General features: G+C 38.3%; 11 protein-coding genes. 7 read left to right on the forward strand and 4 right to left on the reverse strand.

The annotated features are described in order from the left end of the window. Window positions 1–315: 315 nt before the first annotated feature. The 3 genes from IPJ53_07410 to IPJ53_07420 form a co-directional block, all read right to left on the reverse strand. Window positions 316–2,373, reverse strand: a complete 2,058-nt coding sequence (locus IPJ53_07410) for a hypothetical protein (GenBank protein MBK7798922.1) — start codon at window positions 2,371–2,373, stop codon at window positions 316–318. A 211-nt stretch (window positions 2,374–2,584) separates the two neighbouring features. Further along, complete coding sequence (locus IPJ53_07415; GenBank protein ID MBK7798923.1) at window positions 2,585–7,471, reverse strand: gliding motility-associated C-terminal domain-containing protein; 4,887 nt, start codon at window positions 7,469–7,471, stop codon at window positions 2,585–2,587. A gap of 97 nt (window positions 7,472–7,568) precedes the next feature. After that, the gene (locus tag IPJ53_07420) at window positions 7,569–8,045 is read right to left on the reverse strand and encodes a hypothetical protein (protein ID MBK7798924.1); all 477 of its coding nucleotides are present in this window, start codon (window positions 8,043–8,045) and stop codon (window positions 7,569–7,571) included. A 224-nt stretch (window positions 8,046–8,269) separates the two neighbouring features. Here IPJ53_07420 and IPJ53_07425 point away from each other — a divergent pair, with 224 nt between their 5' ends. From IPJ53_07425 to IPJ53_07455, 7 genes are all read left to right on the forward strand, one after another. Further along, window positions 8,270–8,941 (forward strand): ribulose-phosphate 3-epimerase, encoded by a 672-nt coding sequence (locus tag IPJ53_07425; protein MBK7798925.1) that lies wholly within the window; start codon window positions 8,270–8,272, stop codon window positions 8,939–8,941. 20 nt (window positions 8,942–8,961) lie between these two features. Then, complete coding sequence (locus tag IPJ53_07430) at window positions 8,962–11,487, forward strand: TonB-dependent receptor (protein ID MBK7798926.1); 2,526 nt, start codon at window positions 8,962–8,964, stop codon at window positions 11,485–11,487. A gap of 174 nt (window positions 11,488–11,661) precedes the next feature. Beyond that, the gene (rpsP, locus tag IPJ53_07435) at window positions 11,662–12,210 is read left to right on the forward strand and encodes a 30S ribosomal protein S16 (GenBank protein ID MBK7798927.1); all 549 of its coding nucleotides are present in this window, start codon (window positions 11,662–11,664) and stop codon (window positions 12,208–12,210) included. 157 nt (window positions 12,211–12,367) lie between these two features. Further along, window positions 12,368–13,753: a hypothetical protein gene (locus IPJ53_07440; protein ID MBK7798928.1), complete on the forward strand. Its 1,386-nt coding sequence runs from the start codon at window positions 12,368–12,370 to the stop codon at window positions 13,751–13,753. Window positions 13,754–13,946: 193 nt separating this feature from the next. After that, window positions 13,947–14,996, forward strand: coding sequence for a hypothetical protein (locus IPJ53_07445; protein MBK7798929.1), 1,050 nt, complete (start codon window positions 13,947–13,949; stop codon window positions 14,994–14,996). An 8-nt stretch (window positions 14,997–15,004) separates the two neighbouring features. Further along, the gene (gene kdsA, locus IPJ53_07450; GenBank protein ID MBK7798930.1) at window positions 15,005–15,820 is read left to right on the forward strand and encodes a 3-deoxy-8-phosphooctulonate synthase; all 816 of its coding nucleotides are present in this window, start codon (window positions 15,005–15,007) and stop codon (window positions 15,818–15,820) included. A 2-nt stretch (window positions 15,821–15,822) separates the two neighbouring features. Beyond that, complete coding sequence (locus IPJ53_07455; GenBank protein ID MBK7798931.1) at window positions 15,823–17,391, forward strand: FAD-dependent oxidoreductase; 1,569 nt, start codon at window positions 15,823–15,825, stop codon at window positions 17,389–17,391. A 220-nt stretch (window positions 17,392–17,611) separates the two neighbouring features. Here IPJ53_07455 and IPJ53_07460 read toward each other — a convergent pair whose 3' ends face one another. Continuing rightward, complete coding sequence (locus IPJ53_07460; GenBank protein ID MBK7798932.1) at window positions 17,612–19,153, reverse strand: acyl-CoA carboxylase subunit beta; 1,542 nt, start codon at window positions 19,151–19,153, stop codon at window positions 17,612–17,614. Between the last annotated feature and the right edge of the window lie 96 nt (window positions 19,154–19,249).

Here is a 19,249-nt window from a genome sequence, read left to right on the forward strand (position 1 = left end):
AATTTAGTTAACAAAATTAAATTTCAAATTTAAAAAATTGCATCCACTGATACAATTATCATATCAAAGGTATGACATTTTTTATATATGCAAATATTTTTTAATATTTTTTTAGTCAAAATGACTTGTTTTTTTAAAAATTATTGTTAATTGATGCAAATATTTCAATTCTGTTGTCTTGTAATGATTATTAAGCATGTCAATTGATAAGCTATTTCATTTTTTTTAGTTGATACTGCCCGGCAGAAAAGAGTTATTTAAGTTTTTAGTTTTCCAAATTTAGTGATGGATGTGCATTCGTATTCATTTGATTTGTCAAAATGAATAATTCAATTGCATACGAATTCCTTTCTGGACGGGAGCTAAATCTGATTTTAAGGACCCGGATAATGGCGAGTTTTGGTGTTGCATTCTGTACGAGAGTCGGACTTCAATTGAAAAATTCTTTTCCGATTTATACTTTAAATTCAAGTAGCACATGCTTCCTTTTCCAGAATTGGAAGGTACCGAATATGCATACAAGACATCGTTTTCGTAAGCATAAATTCTACTGTTGTAAGAATCAGTATCAAATATACACCATCTGATATTTCCTGAAAAGGCCTGTCCCAGGCTCTTGTACAGCAGGTCAACATAAATCATCACACCCTGATCTTCGGAATTGTTTTTGCAAAATGTGTGCCATTCAAGTCTGGATCTCCAGGTCCAATCGCTGCTGATTTTCTGCTCAAGATGAATTCTGAAATTTTGATTTTTTACGGTAACCAATGTATTTTCCTTTCCTTGTATTTGATTTTCCTGACGTTCTCTCATACTGAATTGAGCATAGCTAAACCACTTTTTACGTTTGACATATTGTAATCGTGCTGCCCATTCTTTACCATCGGAGGGGAGATCTGATGTATATTTTAACCAGGGAACATTCCAATTTTCAAAGTGAATATTGCATTGAAGCTCTTTATTCACCATTAGATTTATTCCGGTGAACAGACCAGTTTCATTTTGACTCTTGCCGGTCACCGATATAGTTTGACTTTGGAATGCATTGAATGTAGGACTGAATTTGCGGAATATAAAAACTGCATCCGCCTTTTTGGCCAAGCCAATCAAAAGGCCATTTAAAGTGGCGAATCCCAATTTTAGATCTGTGGCAGTCTCGCCAAATAACAAAATGTTTCTTATCTGATGTTGATAGTAGCCTGTGAAATGTAATTGTTCTGCGCTTCTCTGTTGGTACAATTGATAGGGACTCCCATTCCTGAGTTTATCTTTTCCCAGTCTACTGTAGACACCAGCAAAACCAATGTTCCCCATGCTGTGACGAAAATTCATAGATACCCCGGATTGTAAAATATCCAGGGCGTTATGATCTGATAATTCTGCTTTATTCCGATGTAATCCGGAGGAGAGAATACTTGTGTACGAATTCGTATAGCCTGATTTTTCAAGTGAATCCGGATTCGATAAATTGGCATCGACTTTTGTTTTTGAGAAAAATAGACTCGAACTGACATATCTGCTGAGCCTTAATTGAAGGGCAATGCCTCGCAGCATTTGATTTTCCTGCACTGAGTTATAAGGACCTAAATACTCAGCAGGTTTTACCATAGATCCATATTCTGAAGTCCCTGTTGGTTGAAATGCATTGTCTAAAATGAGTCCTTGCCCAATTCTATAACGGTAATCTCCAAGGGCAATTTTTTCTAACCGCGGAGTAATTCTTTCCAAAAAAATATGTCCTGAAAGATAATCAACTCCCGATTTTTTCGATTTCGACCAAAGGACTTCACCTGCATCTTTTTCAGCCAACAGCCCATATGAAAAATACCCTGACCTCGAATGCCGCAATCTAAAAAACAACTTGTCTTGTGAACCCAAATAGCTTTTGTCAGATGAATTGTTTGAGGTTTCATCTTCGGTAGTGCTGACCGATTTACCCCATCTTAAGGTAAGCTGTGATTTACCATCCAGGAAATGTGAATTCCAAAATGAATTTAATTTTGGCCGGCTCTCTAAACTAAAGACCTTTATGAGCAGCCTGACTTTTTCAATACCAATACCAGGTATGCTTTGAATCTCCAATAGTGAACTGAGTGGACTGTGATGATCGAAATATTCAATGAGTGATTTTTTTTCCTGACTGGTCAGCCATGAAATGGATGCAAGATTTTCAATGGTACAGCCTGAAACCTGTATTGGATTTTTAACCAGATCTGCAAATGTCAAGGATTCTGGAATCTCTTCACTCCATAAATTAACTTCCTCTTCCTTGCTCCAACTGGGTTCAGGTTCAAAAATTGCATCTTCCTGGGCGTTTAAGGTATTCCAAAAAAGGCAATAAATAACGGCGATGCCGATAATGAAAGGTCTCATAGGTGTTAAGGTGTGTGTGCAACAAATGTAAGAAAAACCTTAAAATGCAAAAAGGATTGTCTGATATTTATTGCGGAGTACCAGCCGGATTTCTTTTTTTGCAAAAAAAAATCTCCGGACTTTCCTACATATCCAAACTTACCGATTCAAAAAAAATGTAGAAAAGTAGGCGGATTTAAACATCAATAAAAGTGCTCTTGCCTTTTATAATTTATCTGACCAGATTAATATCGCCATAAATTGTTCGTCCGGATTCTTTGATTTTGAGGTAAAAAACAAACGTCCCTGGATTCAGCGGAAGCCCCTTGAAGGTGCCGTCCCAGCCAATTTGAGAACCAATAGAAACATTATTTTCTTCATAAATCAATTCACCCCACCGGTCGAATATGTTTAATTTTTCAATGGTCAAATTGGGGTTCTTCCCAAATATTTTAAATCGATCGTTTACCTGATCTCCATTAGGTGAAAATCCGGTAGGTGTAAAAATATCAGTATCACTTTGTATGATAACTTTAATTGAAAGACTTATCTGGCAACCATTTTCGTCTGTCAAAACCAAAGTATAATCAGTGGAGATTGAGGGAGAGGCCACCGGATTTAAGCAATCTGAACATGTCAAGCCGGTGGATGGAAACCATTGAACTTGTGATGGAATAAAATCTGGATTGACAAGAAAGCTTACTTTCTCCCCTGAGTTGATTTGATAAACCTGGATGTAGTCAACCTTTAATTCCTGGTAGTTAAGACTGATTTCTACCAGTGAATCGCAACCAGTTCCATTGGGAACTTTAATTTTTTCAAACCCATTTCGGTTACTTTCATTATAAAGAGTTCCATTTATTAGAATGCTCTCACCTATACATAATGTGGTATCCAATCGACCATTTGGTGTATTGATTAAATTGACCTGCACATCCACAATACTGTCGCATCCGCCCTGTGCCCCACCGAATAAGGTATCCAGACTCACTAGATTATTATCATAATATTTTCGGTTACCTATTTTCAAAGTATCCCCTTGACATAAATCCGTGCGAATTATTTCTTTGATCTCGGACCGAAATGTAAGATCAATTCGAACTGTTGAATCACAACCGTTTTGTCCGGCACCTTTGATTAGTTCAAGTCCTCGTGGATTTGACTGGTTGTAAGTTTTACCATTTACAGTAATAGATTGGCCATTGCACAAGGTCTTTTGTAAATCAAAAACCGATTCCGGATAAAAGCTGATTTGAATGTCCACAGTGCTGTCACATCCATAAAAAGAGGCAGCTTTAAGAGTTTCTTTAAGTCCCGGATTGTTTTGGTCAAATCTAATTCCATTTATTAAAATGAAATCCCCAAAACATAAATTTCTTCTAAAAACAAATGAGGACACTGGTAATAAAACCAATTTAGTATGTACCAGACTGTCACATCCATTTTGTGCAGCGGCTATCAATGTATCAATTCCTTCAAGCCGGTTTTCATCATACACACTGCCATTAATGGTTAATCTTGTTCCAGGGCAGATGCCAACGGAATAATCCGTCTGAGGACTTTTGAAATACTGAAGTTCCAAGTCGATTATACTGTCACAACCCTCGGATGAGGCTGCTGTTAAGACTTCGCGACCTTTTGGATGCAATTGATCATAACGTGTATTATTTACGACTATAAAATCTCCTTCACATAAATTAAGGGAGATTTTTGTGTTTATAACAGGGCGGAAAGAAAGGTCAATGTTGACGATTGAATCGCAATTAGTTTGCAGTACAGATTTTAAAATCTCCCGACCTTTTGGTCGATTGATGTTGTATACATTGCCACCAATCAATAAAGAATCGCCTGCACATAAATTGCTTTGGGTAAAATTAGTTTCAGGCAATGGATCGATGGTCACTACTACCGGTTTTTCGTCGTTGCAGGCATCCTGATTTTTAGCATAGGCAAACAAGTTTGTAGAAAATCGTATAGTATCTCCAGAATTGAATTTTTGTCCCGTGCCATTTGGACCGGTGTAATAGGAGGCATCCGAAGGAATGTTTTTACCATTGATAACCGGAAGTACATAGTAGGAGCAATTGATAAGTTCGGTCAAAGGATCAATTTCAATTCCTGGATTTACGGTAATACTAAAAGCGGCAAAATCTTTTGGGCAAACTTTTCCATCTCCCGTCTCATATATAATTTCAAACATGCCGGGACCGGACTTTGATGAATTCCAAATTGAATTTGTGAAGGCCCCTGTAGTTGAAGTATCTCTCCAAATGCCGCCTGAATTAAAATTACGCCTCAGACTATCCAAATTCAGCAATTCATTTTCGCAGATGGTTACAGAAGAATCAAGACCTGCTGAAAGCGCATTAACCACTTCAATAAATATTTCTGAACTGTCATTTGGACATGGAGCCTGAGCACTCAAAAGATAGGTGAAATTAAATGTCTTGCCATTTTGGTTGGTGGAGTTAAAATTAGATCCAACCAATGTATTGGTATTTCCTCGGTCGATAAAAATTCCTCCCGGGGTAGCTCCTGCCAACAAAGTATTAAGATCTAAAATATTACCCTGGCAAACTGATCCGGTATAATCCTGTCCGGCATCAACAGGAGTTGAAAGCAAAATATTAAAACTGTCTTCTGCCTCGCAACCTGAATTAACATCGTACAAATAGATTTTTTCAGATTGAAATAAAGTATCATTTGCTTTATAAATTTTACCTGAACCTCGTTCACCTGTGGAATATACTTCATTGCCAGAGAGACGGTTCCCATTGATTTGATCAAGTATGAAATATCCACATGCTGTGGTGTCATTTTGATGATTAAACTGTGGAGTAGGATTTGCTTTCAGCACAACTAACACCGGTTTTGAAAAGCAGTTTCCGTCTAATGTAAAACCATATAAGGTGTCGTCTGCTGATACATACGGTGACCGGACCAGTTTCTTTAACAAGCTGTCTTCTGAAAATCCAACAAACAATCCGTTGCCACCATTCACCAGATTTCGGATGTCATCTAAATTAAAAATTGCCTTTCCGCTGGAATCTGCACATTTCACCAACTCAACAGGAAAAGCTTTGGGTCTTGAAATGGGTTCAAGAATTATCTGTACAAGATTTGAAAGGCATGCATCCTTACTCGCATAGGCATATATGGTATCCTTACGAGAGATTGATAGGGGAGGTTGAATTAGTTTTTGAGCAAGACTGTCTGCAAAGAACTCGATTTTAATGGATGGATTCCCATTTTGCAAAATTTGAACAACATTTATTAAATCAAATTCAGCATTGCCATTCCCATCCTCACACATCTTATCAATGATTAAAGGAACGGCATTAAACTTCAAAACCTTTAAAGAAATTTCTGCAAGCTTAGAGGTACATCCTTTTTCATATACAATTGCGTAAATGGTTTTTGAAGAAGTACGGTATGGACTTTTAATCATGACAGTAGTCAGGCTGTCTTCAAAATATCGAACGCTGTCAACTTTGATTCCACCTGAAACTACACTGTCTAATTTGGAAAGATTAAATATACCGGTTCCATCACCCAGATCACAAATGGTGTCACCCGCTTTTCGTGATGTGGGAGAGGGACGAACAATCAAATTGATGGGTACAGGATTGGAGGTGCAATCACCATTAGAAGTTACTGCGTAAATGGTGATGGTGGTGGTGGCATAGGGTGGAAATATTTGAGTTGTAAGTGTGAGATCTTCATAAAAAGTGACCTTAGCTCCTGGATTAGAACCTTTGATAATGGTGATCAAATCAATTAATGGAAAAGTGGCAATCCCAAAAAGTTCTTCACATAAAGTATCTGATGCAGTTCTTGCAAATGGCATCTGAACCACGGTTAATTTGATTGGCACCGGAGATGATTTACATCGGCCATCGACCACACGGGCATACACAGTGCCAGTTGCAGAAGTATAAGGAGATGTAATGGAAATAGTACCTGCAGCGTCTCTAAAATATTCTACTGTACCAGAACTTCCATCCAGTACATCCATGTCCGCATCCTCAAGATTAAAAATTGCCAATCCATTTCCAAATTCGCAGGCTTCAAGTGCCGATTGTTTTGCTTTTGGACATTTTACAGTAATTTCAAATCGTTCCGTAAACTCTTCCATACAGCACATTGGATCTGGTTTTGGATTTATGATTCCAACTATTTCATAAGTTTTGTCACACCAGGATTTAGGAATCACATAAGTAAATGGATCAATTACGCTGATCGCCGGCACATAATTTCCTGCACCACTGACAGACGCAGCACAACCACCATTTGTTATACCTCCTGCCCATGCATCTCCGTTTCCCATGAGCGATGGATCGTCTGTGTCATACATGATGGTATTTCCACAGGCACATCCATTCACAGAAAATGTTTGCGTTCTGATTCCGGTAGAGGTAAAATTTGAAAAGCCACCAATCGATCGTGAACAGGCACTTGAACTAACAAAAACTTTTAAACCCAATCCGCAAACAGAAGAAAAATCATAAGCATAATTGGCACCTGCACTGGTAAAAACTACCCAAATTGCATTGCCCGGTAAATTAAATCCAGCACCTACTGCGGTGGCCATGCATCCTCCGATTAAACCTGCATTGCCGCTAGCTATACCACACGATGTCCCAATGTCTCCGTTGCCAGCACCTACATTATTGTTTGCATCAAAATCAAAAATTAAATTACTGGTATTGAAACCGGATCCTGTCCAAATGACGATGAATTCATTCAACTGTTCTGTCCCACATGCGTCAATCATAAACCCGATCAATTCAGGACAAATTCTGCAATTTCCTCCCGGGGTAGTAATGTTAGCTGATCCTATTTTTGTTCCTTGACCGAGATAAGGATTAAAGTCCGGAACATCATTAAAATAATATTCAATTTTACCGCCATTGGGTAAATCGACTCCTTTTAAATTAACTGTAAAGGACTCTCCTTCGCACATTTCACAAGAAGGAGCGCACGCAGGTGTTACCGTAGTCTGAGTAATCTCAGGACATTGGGCAAACAGGGTTCTGCAAATAGTGAAAAGAGGTAATAAGAGCAGATACCTACAATTCAAAGGATTGGCTTTGTTGCAAATATATGGGTTATTCTGCAATCAATATATTAAATATAACAGAGGCAATCATTCCATTCAGCTAATTTCGAATACAGTATTTCAAGTCGAACTCCAGATTCAAAATTATTCCCGGAAATCAATTTTGTTTTTTAAATAGTCTCCAGTGACGCTTTTTCTTTTTTTCTTTTATTAATATATAACGCAGACTTACTGCGGTACTGGGTGTGAAGTCACTGTCACCATACCAAATATTGAAGGATGGTAAGAAATCCCAGGAAATATTTAATCTGCTAATACTTAGTTCTACGCCTACAATACCGGATAGTCCGGATGGGTAAATTTTTGCGGAATCATTCAAATAATTCCAATGCACTCCTCCTCCATAATACAGGTTAAATCTACGCCCAATTATTGGGTGATGTTTTTCCGCGAGTACTTTTAGACCTAGATCTTTATTTCGCCAGCTGCTGAGAAGGATGCCTTCAATGGTCCAGTCATGTGCAATTTTTTGTTGCAAGCTGAGACCCGTTTCTTCACCAAGCCTGGCTCCAAGGCTAGTAATGTATTTTTGAGCAATAAGCGCTTCAGCTGAACTCAAATGGAGAACAAACAACAGTATCGATATTTTTTTAGGCATTGCCATTGGAAGATCGTGGGTAATTAAAAAATGTAAAGGACGATTTAGAATCATTAACGAATCAGATCTGTCACTAGATATAAATTAGGTGTAAATATTATGTGGAAAACTTAATAATTAGATTTTTAACCTGATTATTAAATGCCTGGTTCTTTTGTAAGCATATATAATAGGTCTATCTTTGTAACTCAAATTAGCTTATGCCTTCACATCTTATATCTCCTTCCTTACTTTCTTGTGACTTTCTTCGAATAGGAGATGAAATAAATATGATCAATGCCAGTGACGCTGATTGGTTGCATCTTGACGTAATGGATGGATCATTTGTACCCAATATTTCCTTTGGACTTCCGGTGATTTCTGCCATCAGCAAAGTTTGTTCAAAGGTCATGGATGTGCACCTCATGATTCGTGAACCTGAAAAATACATCCAGGCATTTAGAGATGCAGGTGCTGATCAAATTACGGTGCATTATGAGGCTTGCACTCATCTGCACAGAACCTTGCAGGAAATTAGAAATACTGGTGCCAGGGCCGGAGTTGCGATCAATCCACACACCCCGGTAAATTTTTTATACGATGTGCTGGAAGAATTGGATTTAGTTATAATCATGTCTGTAAACCCTGGTTTTGGCGGACAAAAATTTATTTACCGTTCACTTGAAAAAATTAAGCAATTGAAAGATGAAATAATTGCCAGGAATCTTGAAATTGATATTGAAGTGGATGGTGGCGTGGGACTCCAAAATGCAGAAAAAATACTGCAGGCAGGGGCCAACGTTTTGGTTGCCGGGAATGCCGTATTTTCAGCTGCTTCTCCGCAAAGAGCTATAGAACAACTGAAGTTCATCGGAGTAGAAAATTTAATGTGATTTTATTCGTTCAACTGAACATGAATTTATGTACCCGTAAATTTCTGATTTTTGCTTTTTATGCGCTCTCTGCATTTTGTTGTGTTATTGGGCAAGGCGTTATAAGTGGTGTGATCAGGGATGAGCATACCGGTCAGGGTCTTGAATTTGCCACTGTCTTCGTTCCGGAGCAGTCCTATTTTACAGAAACGGATGCCACAGGAAAATATTCATTGAAAATTCCCGCACTGAAAAATTGCATCATTAAAGTAAGTAGAGTAGGATATAACCCTCAGGAAAAAGTATTGAAAGATTGGAAAGGGGAGGGAAAGATTTCTTTGGATTTCAATTTAAAAATGATCGATCAAGAAGAGGTCATCATCAGGGATCGCAAATCAGAAGATGCAGGTACCATACGTGAGAAAGGAAGTTCGTTTGAACTCTTACCAACTGTCTCAGGCCAATTTGAAAATATCCTACCCAGCATTGGGCTGGGCGTTCGCGCAAGTGCGGGAGGGGAATTATCCAGTCAATACAGTGTAAGAGGAGGAAGCTATGATGAAAACCTGGTTTATGTAAATGACTTCGAAATATTTAGACCTCAGCTCATTAGAAATGGGCAACAAGAAGGATTGTCTTTTCCAAATCCTGATTTAATCAGAGAATTGAGTTTCTCCTCCGGTGGATTTGAAGCCAGATACGGTGACAAACAGTCTTCTGTTTTAGACATCAAATACAAAATTCCGGATTCATTAAAATACAGCTTCTCAGCAAGTTTTTTGGGTATTGCAGGACATCTGGAAGGCAGTGCATTTAATTCCAGAAAACACAATTACAAACGACTAAAATACCTGGTTGGTGCCCGTTACAAAACCAATCAATATTTATTAAATTCACAGGATATCAAGGGTGAATATCAACCTGATTTTTTAGATATTCAATCTTATTTAAGCTATGACTTCAATCCTGCATGGCAACTGTCATGGATCGGAAATATCAACAGAGCGCGGTTTAGTTTGATTCCGGAATCAAGCACACAGGCAAAGGGTTCTTTCTTTTTTGTGCTGCGACTGAATACATTTTATGAGGGAAAAGAAGAAAGTTATTTTAATCAATCCATGACAGGAGTTAGTTTACTTTATTTTCCAAAAAGAGTAAAAAATCCATATTTTTTTAAATGGATATCTTCCGTATATCAAGGTGAAGAAGCGGAACAATTTGATATATTGGGTTATTACCGTTTGGTTGAAATTGAAAATGATGAAAAGGATCAGGATGGAAGAGAAGTTAAACTTTGGGGCGAAGGCACACAGCATTTGAACGGGAGAAATTATTTGAATAATTGGGTACAACTGCATGAATTGCGCGGTGGCTACCAAATGAATAATTTATCCAGCGGAAATAATCACTTTATTCAATATGGCGGTTCTGTGCGTTTCGAATCCTTTGATGACAGACTGAAGGAATGGGAACGGATTGATTCAGCAGGATACTCAATCCCTCTGCAGGGTGATTCCATAATTCTGGACAGATTTGTTCGTGCAAATAACCAATTTAACAATCAGAAATATGCATTTTGGTTACAAGATGTTGTCCAATGGGCATACTCTTCCAAAAATCATTTGCATATTACTCCCGGATTGAGGGCACATTACAATCAACTCAATAATGAATTTTTATTGAGTCCGAGATTGAAATTTGAATTTGTGCCTTTGGGATCCACTCAGAATATCAGATATTGGATATCAACAGGGTTGTATCCTCAAGTTTCTTTTTTTAGAGAAATGAGAGATCTTGACGGAAATATCAATTCAGATTTGAAGGCCCAAAAATCTTTCCATTTGATCGGTGGATTTAAAATGGATTTTTTGTGGCCGAAAATGAGCACTTCCAGGTTCAGATGGATATCCGAGATTTATTATAAAAAACTTTGGGATGTGGTCAGTTATGATTTGGACAATGTCAGAATTCGATATTCAGGATTAAACGATGCACAAGCTTATGCCATAGGATGGGACAATCGCATCAATGGTGAATTTGTATCCGGAGCTGAGTCGTGGGTAAATCTTTCTTTTTTGAGGACAAGAGAGAGTTTGAATGGAGTTCAGCATCTTAGACAATCAGACGATCCCGCCTCTCCCAAGACAATTGCCGATGTACCCAGGCCCACGGATCAACTTTTTGCACTCAGTCTGTTTTTTCAGGACTACCTACCCAAAAACAAGAATTTTAAAATGCACATGCAGACAACGGTTGCAAGTGGTCTCCCATACGGATTTCGCGAAGAAAATGAAATCTACCGCAATGCTTATAGGTTTAAACCTTATCATCGGGTGGATATCGGTTTTTCCGCTTTGTTATGGGATGAGGGGAAGAGGCTTGAGAAGCCACATCATGTTTTGAGATTTTCAAAAAAAACATGGGTAAGTGTCGAAGTTTTTAATCTATTAAAGGTTAAAAATGAAGCTTCTGTCCGATGGATTAAATCTGTTTATAATTATCAATTTGCCATTCCAAATTATCTCACCTCCAGGAGAATAAACCTCAGATTACGGATTGAATTTTAGGGAATGGGATGGGTTTTAAAACGTTTAAGTTCTTGAAAATCAGATTTTTAAAATTTTGTTTCGAACTTTTTACATAGAATGCGATTAAAGTTTTAACTTTGCAGCCGCTAAAGCCCATATGGCCGGTTAATCCGGGTGAATGGGTAATGGTCTAACATTTAAAAAATCTAATAAATGGCCGTAAAAATCAGATTACAGCGCAAGGGTCGTAAGAAGGCTCCTTTTTACCACATTGTGGTAGCAAATTCCCGATCTCCAAGAGATGGAAAATTTATTGAAAGAATAGGATTCTACAATCCTATCTCCGTTCCTGCCTCCATTGATATTGACAGAGACAAGGCTTTCGAATGGTTGATGAAAGGTGCCGAGCCTACTGACACTGTTAAAGCAATTCTTCGTTACAAAGGGGTAATGTACAGAAAGCATTTATCCAAAGGGGTAGCTAAAGGTGCTTTTGATCAGGAAAAGGCAGATCAGCTTTATAAAGATTGGATCGAAAAGAAAGAAGGCTTGATCAACATCAAAGTCGAAACTAGAAAATCTGAAATAGAGAATTTGCATAAATCTATGACTGCGGTAACCAAAACAAAAGCTGCCAAACCAGTTGAGGTAGTTGAAGAAGTAGCAGAAACAGTTGTAGAGGAATCATCTAATGAAGCATCTGAGTCTACTGCGGAGGATGCTGCCGCAGCAAATAACGAAGAAGCGAAAGCTGAAGAATAATATTCTTGTATTGTAGGTGTTATTGATTTTATATTTTTAACTTCTACATGTTAGTAGAATAATATTTTTAAAAGACATAAATATTAAAAATATATTTAGACCTGGGAGGTGGTAAAATCTTCCGGGTCTTGTTATTAAACCTATAAATGAAATTGCCATGCAGGAACTAGAAATGGATTACAAGGAGAGATTACAGGCAGTTGCCGAAGTAATTCAGGGATCAGATGAACTCGCAGCGTATCTTGAAGAGGAGACTCCGGAGTTGTACAAAGCTCTTCAGGAAACTTATGAGCCTTTGGTTGCAGAAATTTACCAAGAGGTTGCGGACGATCACCCATTACAAATTCTTGAATTGGAAAAAGTTCTGCTCAATCCATTTTTTGAAGGTTTGTTTTTACCCAGGATTTTGGGTTATAGCGTCCTTAGGGGAGAAATAAATGACGAAGTCAAATACAGCCGTCCTCAGGAGCATTTCAAAGAAGTTTTAGTTGCCATTGCAAACTCTACCAATTTTGATGTGATCAAACAAAGGATAGGGCAGACTGTACAGTTAGGTTTTTCATTGAGCAGTGATATTTGGATTGCTTCCCTTTTGGATAGAATAGAAAATAAAAAAGTAAAGGCATTCTTGCAAAGTATGAAATTGGACAGATTTCGAGATACTCAAGAAAGGCATAACTTTTATTTAAGGTATAAAAAGCAATTTGCTCATTACAATTTTCTCACTTGCGTATTCCCACAATCGGTAGGAGAATTAAAGGTTGAATTTGAATCTCTTAAAAATTTTCTTTGGAGCAGACTCACATTCAAATCCAAACATGAAAATTACATCAATGAAATTCACGAGCTAGTTTCTAAAAAGGAATTTTACAAAGAATCGGAATTCCTTGAATTATTAGCAATAGTGGCCAATTTTATTAATCTCGGAGAAAAGGAAAATCAGTATCTGGCTTCTGCAATAAATGAGGTCCGCACCGTCAATCCTCAATTTGCCAATCAATATTTTAATTTCCTTAAAAAGAGCTACAAAGAAGGTACGAAATTTGGACTTAAAGCAGACAGTAAGTTTTATGAATTACTGGACAAAAGTAAAAATGATGATCTGGTTAAATTTTACAAACTCCTTGAAACCATCCATACCAAAGGTTTTGTACACGAAGATGCCATAGACGCAGTCAATGCCTTCTATGCTCAATATGAAGGGATGTCGATTAACAATGAATGTCTTAGATTGGCCATACTGCAGCAATTTGGAAATGTAGTCGAAAACCTTACCGAACCGGAATATCTCTCCTTTTTCGAAATCAGCAAGACTTTTGCCACATACATGAATATTTTCGACAATTCAGCATTTAACCAGGATGTTGAAGGAATGAGCATGAAATACATTCAAAAGCTATTGGCTTTTTATCAGGATAAAAGAAGTCGGGAGTATCAGGATGTTAAGAAGTTTGTGAGCACCAGCTTTACAGAATATGAGTTTATGACAGAAAAAGAAGTCGTAGATCTGTTCAAAATTAAAAGAAAAAAGAAGGGAGAGTAATCCAATAGTTCCATATGCAAAGGGACTTTTATGATTATATTAAATAATTTTGATAATATAACAAGATTGTTTAATGTATTAGTGGGTATATAATAAGGAATTAATTAAATCTTCTTCATTAATTTTACTTTCCTTGGTCCTTGCTGTAAATTTGGGATCATTTTTTGCTGTAAGAGGCTAAATATTCTGGACTTTGTCTTTGAAACCTGAGATAAATTATTTGCTGTTGTGGCATTTGAACCGATACAAATGGATTGGGATACCTGGTATTGGTAGATTGGAAGGGCATGAAGAGAAAGCCTACCTGGATCATCAAAAGGGCGTTATCTATCCATCAAAACTAAAAGTTAGCTTTATATCAGGCGATCAGTTGGATGGCGAACAAATGCTTGAAAACTTACAAAGAGAATCTGATTATTCCATGGAAGCCCTGGAAGAAGGTTTAGGACAACTGAGCTTTCACCTGGTATCGGAATTAAAAAAAAATCAACAAGTTGTTTTTGATCCATATGGCACCTTGAGACAAGATGCAAGCGGTGAAATTAGTTTTCTTCCTTCCTCAATAAATTTGCACGACCGCTTTTTTGGAATGGAGGGGAAAAGCCTAACGCCGTTGGTGCATCAGTTTCAGGCATTACCTGAAGTTTCAGTACCTGTGAAACCCCTGCCTCAAAAGGAGCGCAACAATTTCAGATGGTTGTACTATCTCCTTGGAATTCTTTGGATTGTTTTTCTTTTTCTTTTAATGTGTCCTTCGCGCAAATCAATTCAGCAATCTCCTGTAAAGGTGATGGCGGAAGATCCTATAAAAAAGTCTTTGGAAACGCAAAGAGAAAGTATTGAATTGAAGCAAAAACACCAGGATAGTATTTCCCTTCTCAATGCTATGACGAATGATTCAACAAACTTGAATTCTTCCATACAAACAGAAGAAGAAAGCAGTCAAGTGAGTAAGGAAGAATTCAATCACGAAGCCCAAATTTTGGATCATAATATTGAAGAACTGGATGACAAAATTAAAGGAAGAAAGTGTGTGATAATTGTAGGCTCCTTTAAAATTAAAGCCAATGCAGAAAGATTAAGTAGGCGGGTGAAAAATAAAAATTATAATGTGTACCGGGAATCTTTTGGAGAATTTAATAGAGTGGGTGTGAAGTTTGACTGTTTGTCTAAAGACCTTCATGTCACATTAGCTGAATTAAAAAAGTCATTTAACCCGGACTCCTGGATTCTTAAATACTGATGTCAATGATGAATTGGAATGCGCTTCATAAAATTTCCTTTAAGGAATCCGAACAATTTTTTCTAATCGCCGGACCATGTGTGGTAGAATCAAAAGATCTCTGTGCTGAAATAGCGGAGCGTATGATTCAACTATGTAAAGACTATTCATTGCCGTACATATTCAAAGCCTCTTATCGGAAGGCAAATCGATCAAGGATTGATTCGTTTACCGGCCAGGGTGACTTAACAGGATTGGAGGTTTTGAAATACATAAGCAACCATTACCAAATTCCGGTAACAACAGATATTCATACAGATGAAGAAGCAGAACTTGCGGCTGCATATGTTGATGTGCTCCAAATTCCTGCATTTCTTTGCAGGCAAACTTCCTTGCTGGTTGCAGCAGCCAGAACCGGTAAAGTGGTGAATGTTAAGAAAGGACAGTTTATGAGTCCTGAAGCCATGCAGCATGCTGTTGACAAAGTGAGGCAAAGTGGTAATGATGCGGTTTGGTTGACTGATCGCGGAACTACATTTGGATACCATGATCTCATAGTAGATTACAGAGGATTACCAACGATGCAAGCATTCGGTGTGCCGGTGATCATGGATTGTACCCATTCGCTCCAACAGCCCAATCAACTTTCTGGGGTTACAGGCGGACGTCCGGATTTGATCCCCACAATTGCCAAAGCCGCAGTGGCCGTTGGTGTTGATGGACTCTTTATCGAAACCCACCCAAGACCTTCTCAGGCGAAATCAGATGGAGCCAACATGCTCCAGCTTGATCACATGGAGCCATTATTGGAAAAGTTAGTAAAAGTAAGAAGGGCAATTCTGTAAGTATGTCCTTTACCGTAGATTTTTCAATACATCATTCCAAAATTCGGGATGTGACGGCTATTCGCGATGCCATTAAAAGTGCTAGTGCCAAACATCTTGAAAAAGATTTTAATTATCGGATTATTCGTCGAAACATTGATGCGAGACAGAAAAATGTTGAGTATGTCCTTAAGGCAGAAATTTTCGAAGCGGGAGAATTGATTGAAAAAGTAAATGTATTGGACTTGTTCCACGAACTGAAAGCTACCAAAGAAGTTTATATAATTGGAGCAGGACCATGTGGATATTTTGCCGCATTGCAACTGATCCGTCATGGAATTAAGCCAATTCTTTTGGAGCGAGGAAAGGATGTCAGAGATAGAAGACGCGATTTGAAAGCCATTCAACAGTTTGGGATTGTTAATGAAGATTCCAATTATTGTTTCGGTGAAGGTGGGGCGGGAACTTATTCTGACGGAAAACTTTATACCAGAGCGACCAAAAGAGGAGACATAAATTATGTTCTGCAATTATTGGTTGCGCATGGTGCCAGCGAGGATATTTTGGTGGATGTACATCCTCATATAGGTTCCAATAAATTGCCTGATATCATTTCTGAAATTCGAAAAACGATCGAAAGACATGGAGGCGAAGTAAGATTTAATTCAAGACTTACCGATATATTGATAGAGGAAAATAAGGTGACGGGTTTGAAGTTGGGATCCGATATGATTCCATGCCACCAAATAATTTTGGCAACCGGACATTCTGCCAGAGACATTTACAAAATACTGCATGAGAAAAATGTTTTCATTGTAGTAAAGCCATTTGCAGTTGGATTTCGAATTGAGCATCCGCAATCATTAATTGATGAAATTCAATATCACTGTGTGACCAGGCCTGATACCTTGCCGGCATCCAGTTATAACCTGGCATGTCAGGTAGGAGATAAGGGAGTTTTTTCTTTTTGTATGTGTCCCGGAGGATTGATCATTCCTGCCTCAACCTCACCGGGAGAAATTGTAGTCAATGGAATGTCTTTGTCAAGAAGAGATTCTCCATATGCCAACAGTGGATTGGTTACTTCTGTCGATCAAAAGGATTTTAGCACTTTTTCAAAACATGGACCTTTGCAGGGGATGTATTTCCAAGAAAATATTGAGCGTGATTTTTTTAAAGCCGGAGATGGAACACAGAAAGCGCCCGCACAAAGATTACAGGATTTTCTTACAGGAAGGATAAGTCAGAGTTTGCCGGACAGCAGCTATATTCCGGGGATCCTGAATTCAAGAGTAGATCAATTATTTCCAAAGGATATTTATCAACGTTTGAGAACAGGTCTCCAACAGTTTGGAAAAAAAATGCCGCAATATTTAAGCGATGAAGCTGTGGTGGTAGGCAGTGAATCAAGAACAAGTGCCCCGGTGCGAATACCTAGAGACAAAGAAACATGCATGCATCCTCAGGTCCATGGTTTGTATCCGGGAGGTGAAGGAGCAGGCTACGCCGGTGGAATCTTGTCTGCTGCTATGGATGGAATCAGAATTGCGGATGCAATTTTTCAGCAATTTCAAGTTGATAAAAATCAGTAATTTTTATACTTTTAATACAGTGAATATTGATCATAAAAATTGTCTTTTCTAAAATATATATTGCTCCTTAATGTTCCACATTTGCGAATTTTAACAACAAAATGTTCTTGAAATTTTGATTCAGTTTGGAAGAATTGCTTTCAAAAATTTGCTGGTCTTCTTTAGATACTGAATTTCATTTTAGGAAAATTGAAAATAAATACCAATAGTAAAAGACTAGTTACAGTGGAATATTTCCGTGCTTTTTCCTGGGAAGTTTATCTACTTTGTTTTCCAAAGAGGCAAATGCCCTGATGAGTTTTCTTCGGCTGTCTTCCGGAAGTATGACCTCATCAATAAATCCTCTTGAAGCAACTGAATAGGGATTTGCAAATTTTTCAGCATACTCCAATTCCTTCTCATGAATGGTGGCTGCCGGATTATCGGACTGGTCTATTTCTTTTTTAAAGATAATTTCGCTGGCGCCTTTAGCACCCATAACTGCAATTTCAGCAGATGGCCATGCAAAATTAAAATCCGCACCAATGTGCTTGGAGTTCATTACATCGTAGGCGCCTCCGTATGCTTTCCGGGTGATGAGTGTAATTCTTGGCACAGTAGCTTCACTAAATGCATATAAGAGCTTGGCTCCATTACTGATGATTCCATTCCACTCCTGATCTGTGCCGGGTAAAAACCCAGGCACATCTTCCAAAACAAGCAAAGGAATATTGAAGCAATCACAAAATCTAACAAACCGTGCTGCTTTTTTTGAGGCATTCACATCCAGACAACCTGCCAGTACCATGGGTTGATTCGCTACAATGCCGATTGATTTTCCTGCAAGTCTGGCAAATCCAACGACGATGTTTTGTGCAAACAAATCATGAATTTCGAAGAAAGATTCATGATCGACAATTTTATGAATAATATCTTTTATGTCGTAAGGTTGGTTGGCATTGTTGGGGATCAGTTCGCTTATGTTTTCGAGTAATTCATTGGATGGAACATAAGGTATGTCGATAGGTTTTTCTTCACAATTTTGGGGTACATAACCAAGCAGGCGGCGTATTTTAAGAATGCATTCGACATCATTCTCAGCAGTAAGTTGGGTAACTCCTGATTTTGTAGCATGCGTATGTGCACCACCCAATTCTTCAGAGCTGACTTCTTCATTGGTTACTGTTTTAACCACGTTTGGGCCGGTTACGAACATGTAGGAAGTATGTTCAACCATGATGATAAAATCAGTCATGGCAGGTGAATAAACAGCTCCACCAGCACAAGGTCCCATAATGGCTGAAATTTGAGGTATCACCCCGGATGTTCTGACATTTCGATAGAATATGTCGGCATAGCCACCCAAAGATCGAACGCCCTCCTGAATTCGTGCACCACCGGAATCATTTAACCCAATTACCGGCGCTCCGTTTCGTAAGGCCATATCCATGATCTTACAAATCTTTTCCGCATGTGTTTCAGAAAGAGATCCGCCAAATACAGTAAAGTCCTGTGCATATACATACACCAATCGGTTTTCTATAGAGCCATATCCGGTAATTACTCCATCTCCATAATAGATTTGGTTCTCCATGCCAAAATCGGAACATCTATGAGTAACCAGCTTCCCCAATTCTTCAAAACTTCCGGGATCAAGCAGCAGATGAATTCTTTCTCGCGCGGTGAGTTTCTTTTTCTGATGCTGGGCATCAATTCGGTTCTGACCACCGCCCAAAAGGGCCTCCTTGTTTTTTTCTAAAAGTTGTTCAATTTTTCGGGACATCATACTTCGGCGAAGTTAACCAAACTTGTAAAATTGAAGGAGGATTTGAATCGCAAATTGATTTAAATACCCATAATAAGGACGATTTTCTCATTA

The sequence above is a fragment of the Candidatus Vicinibacter affinis genome (assembly GCA_016714365.1).
Classification (GTDB): Bacteria; Bacteroidota; Bacteroidia; order Chitinophagales; family Saprospiraceae; genus Vicinibacter; species Vicinibacter affinis.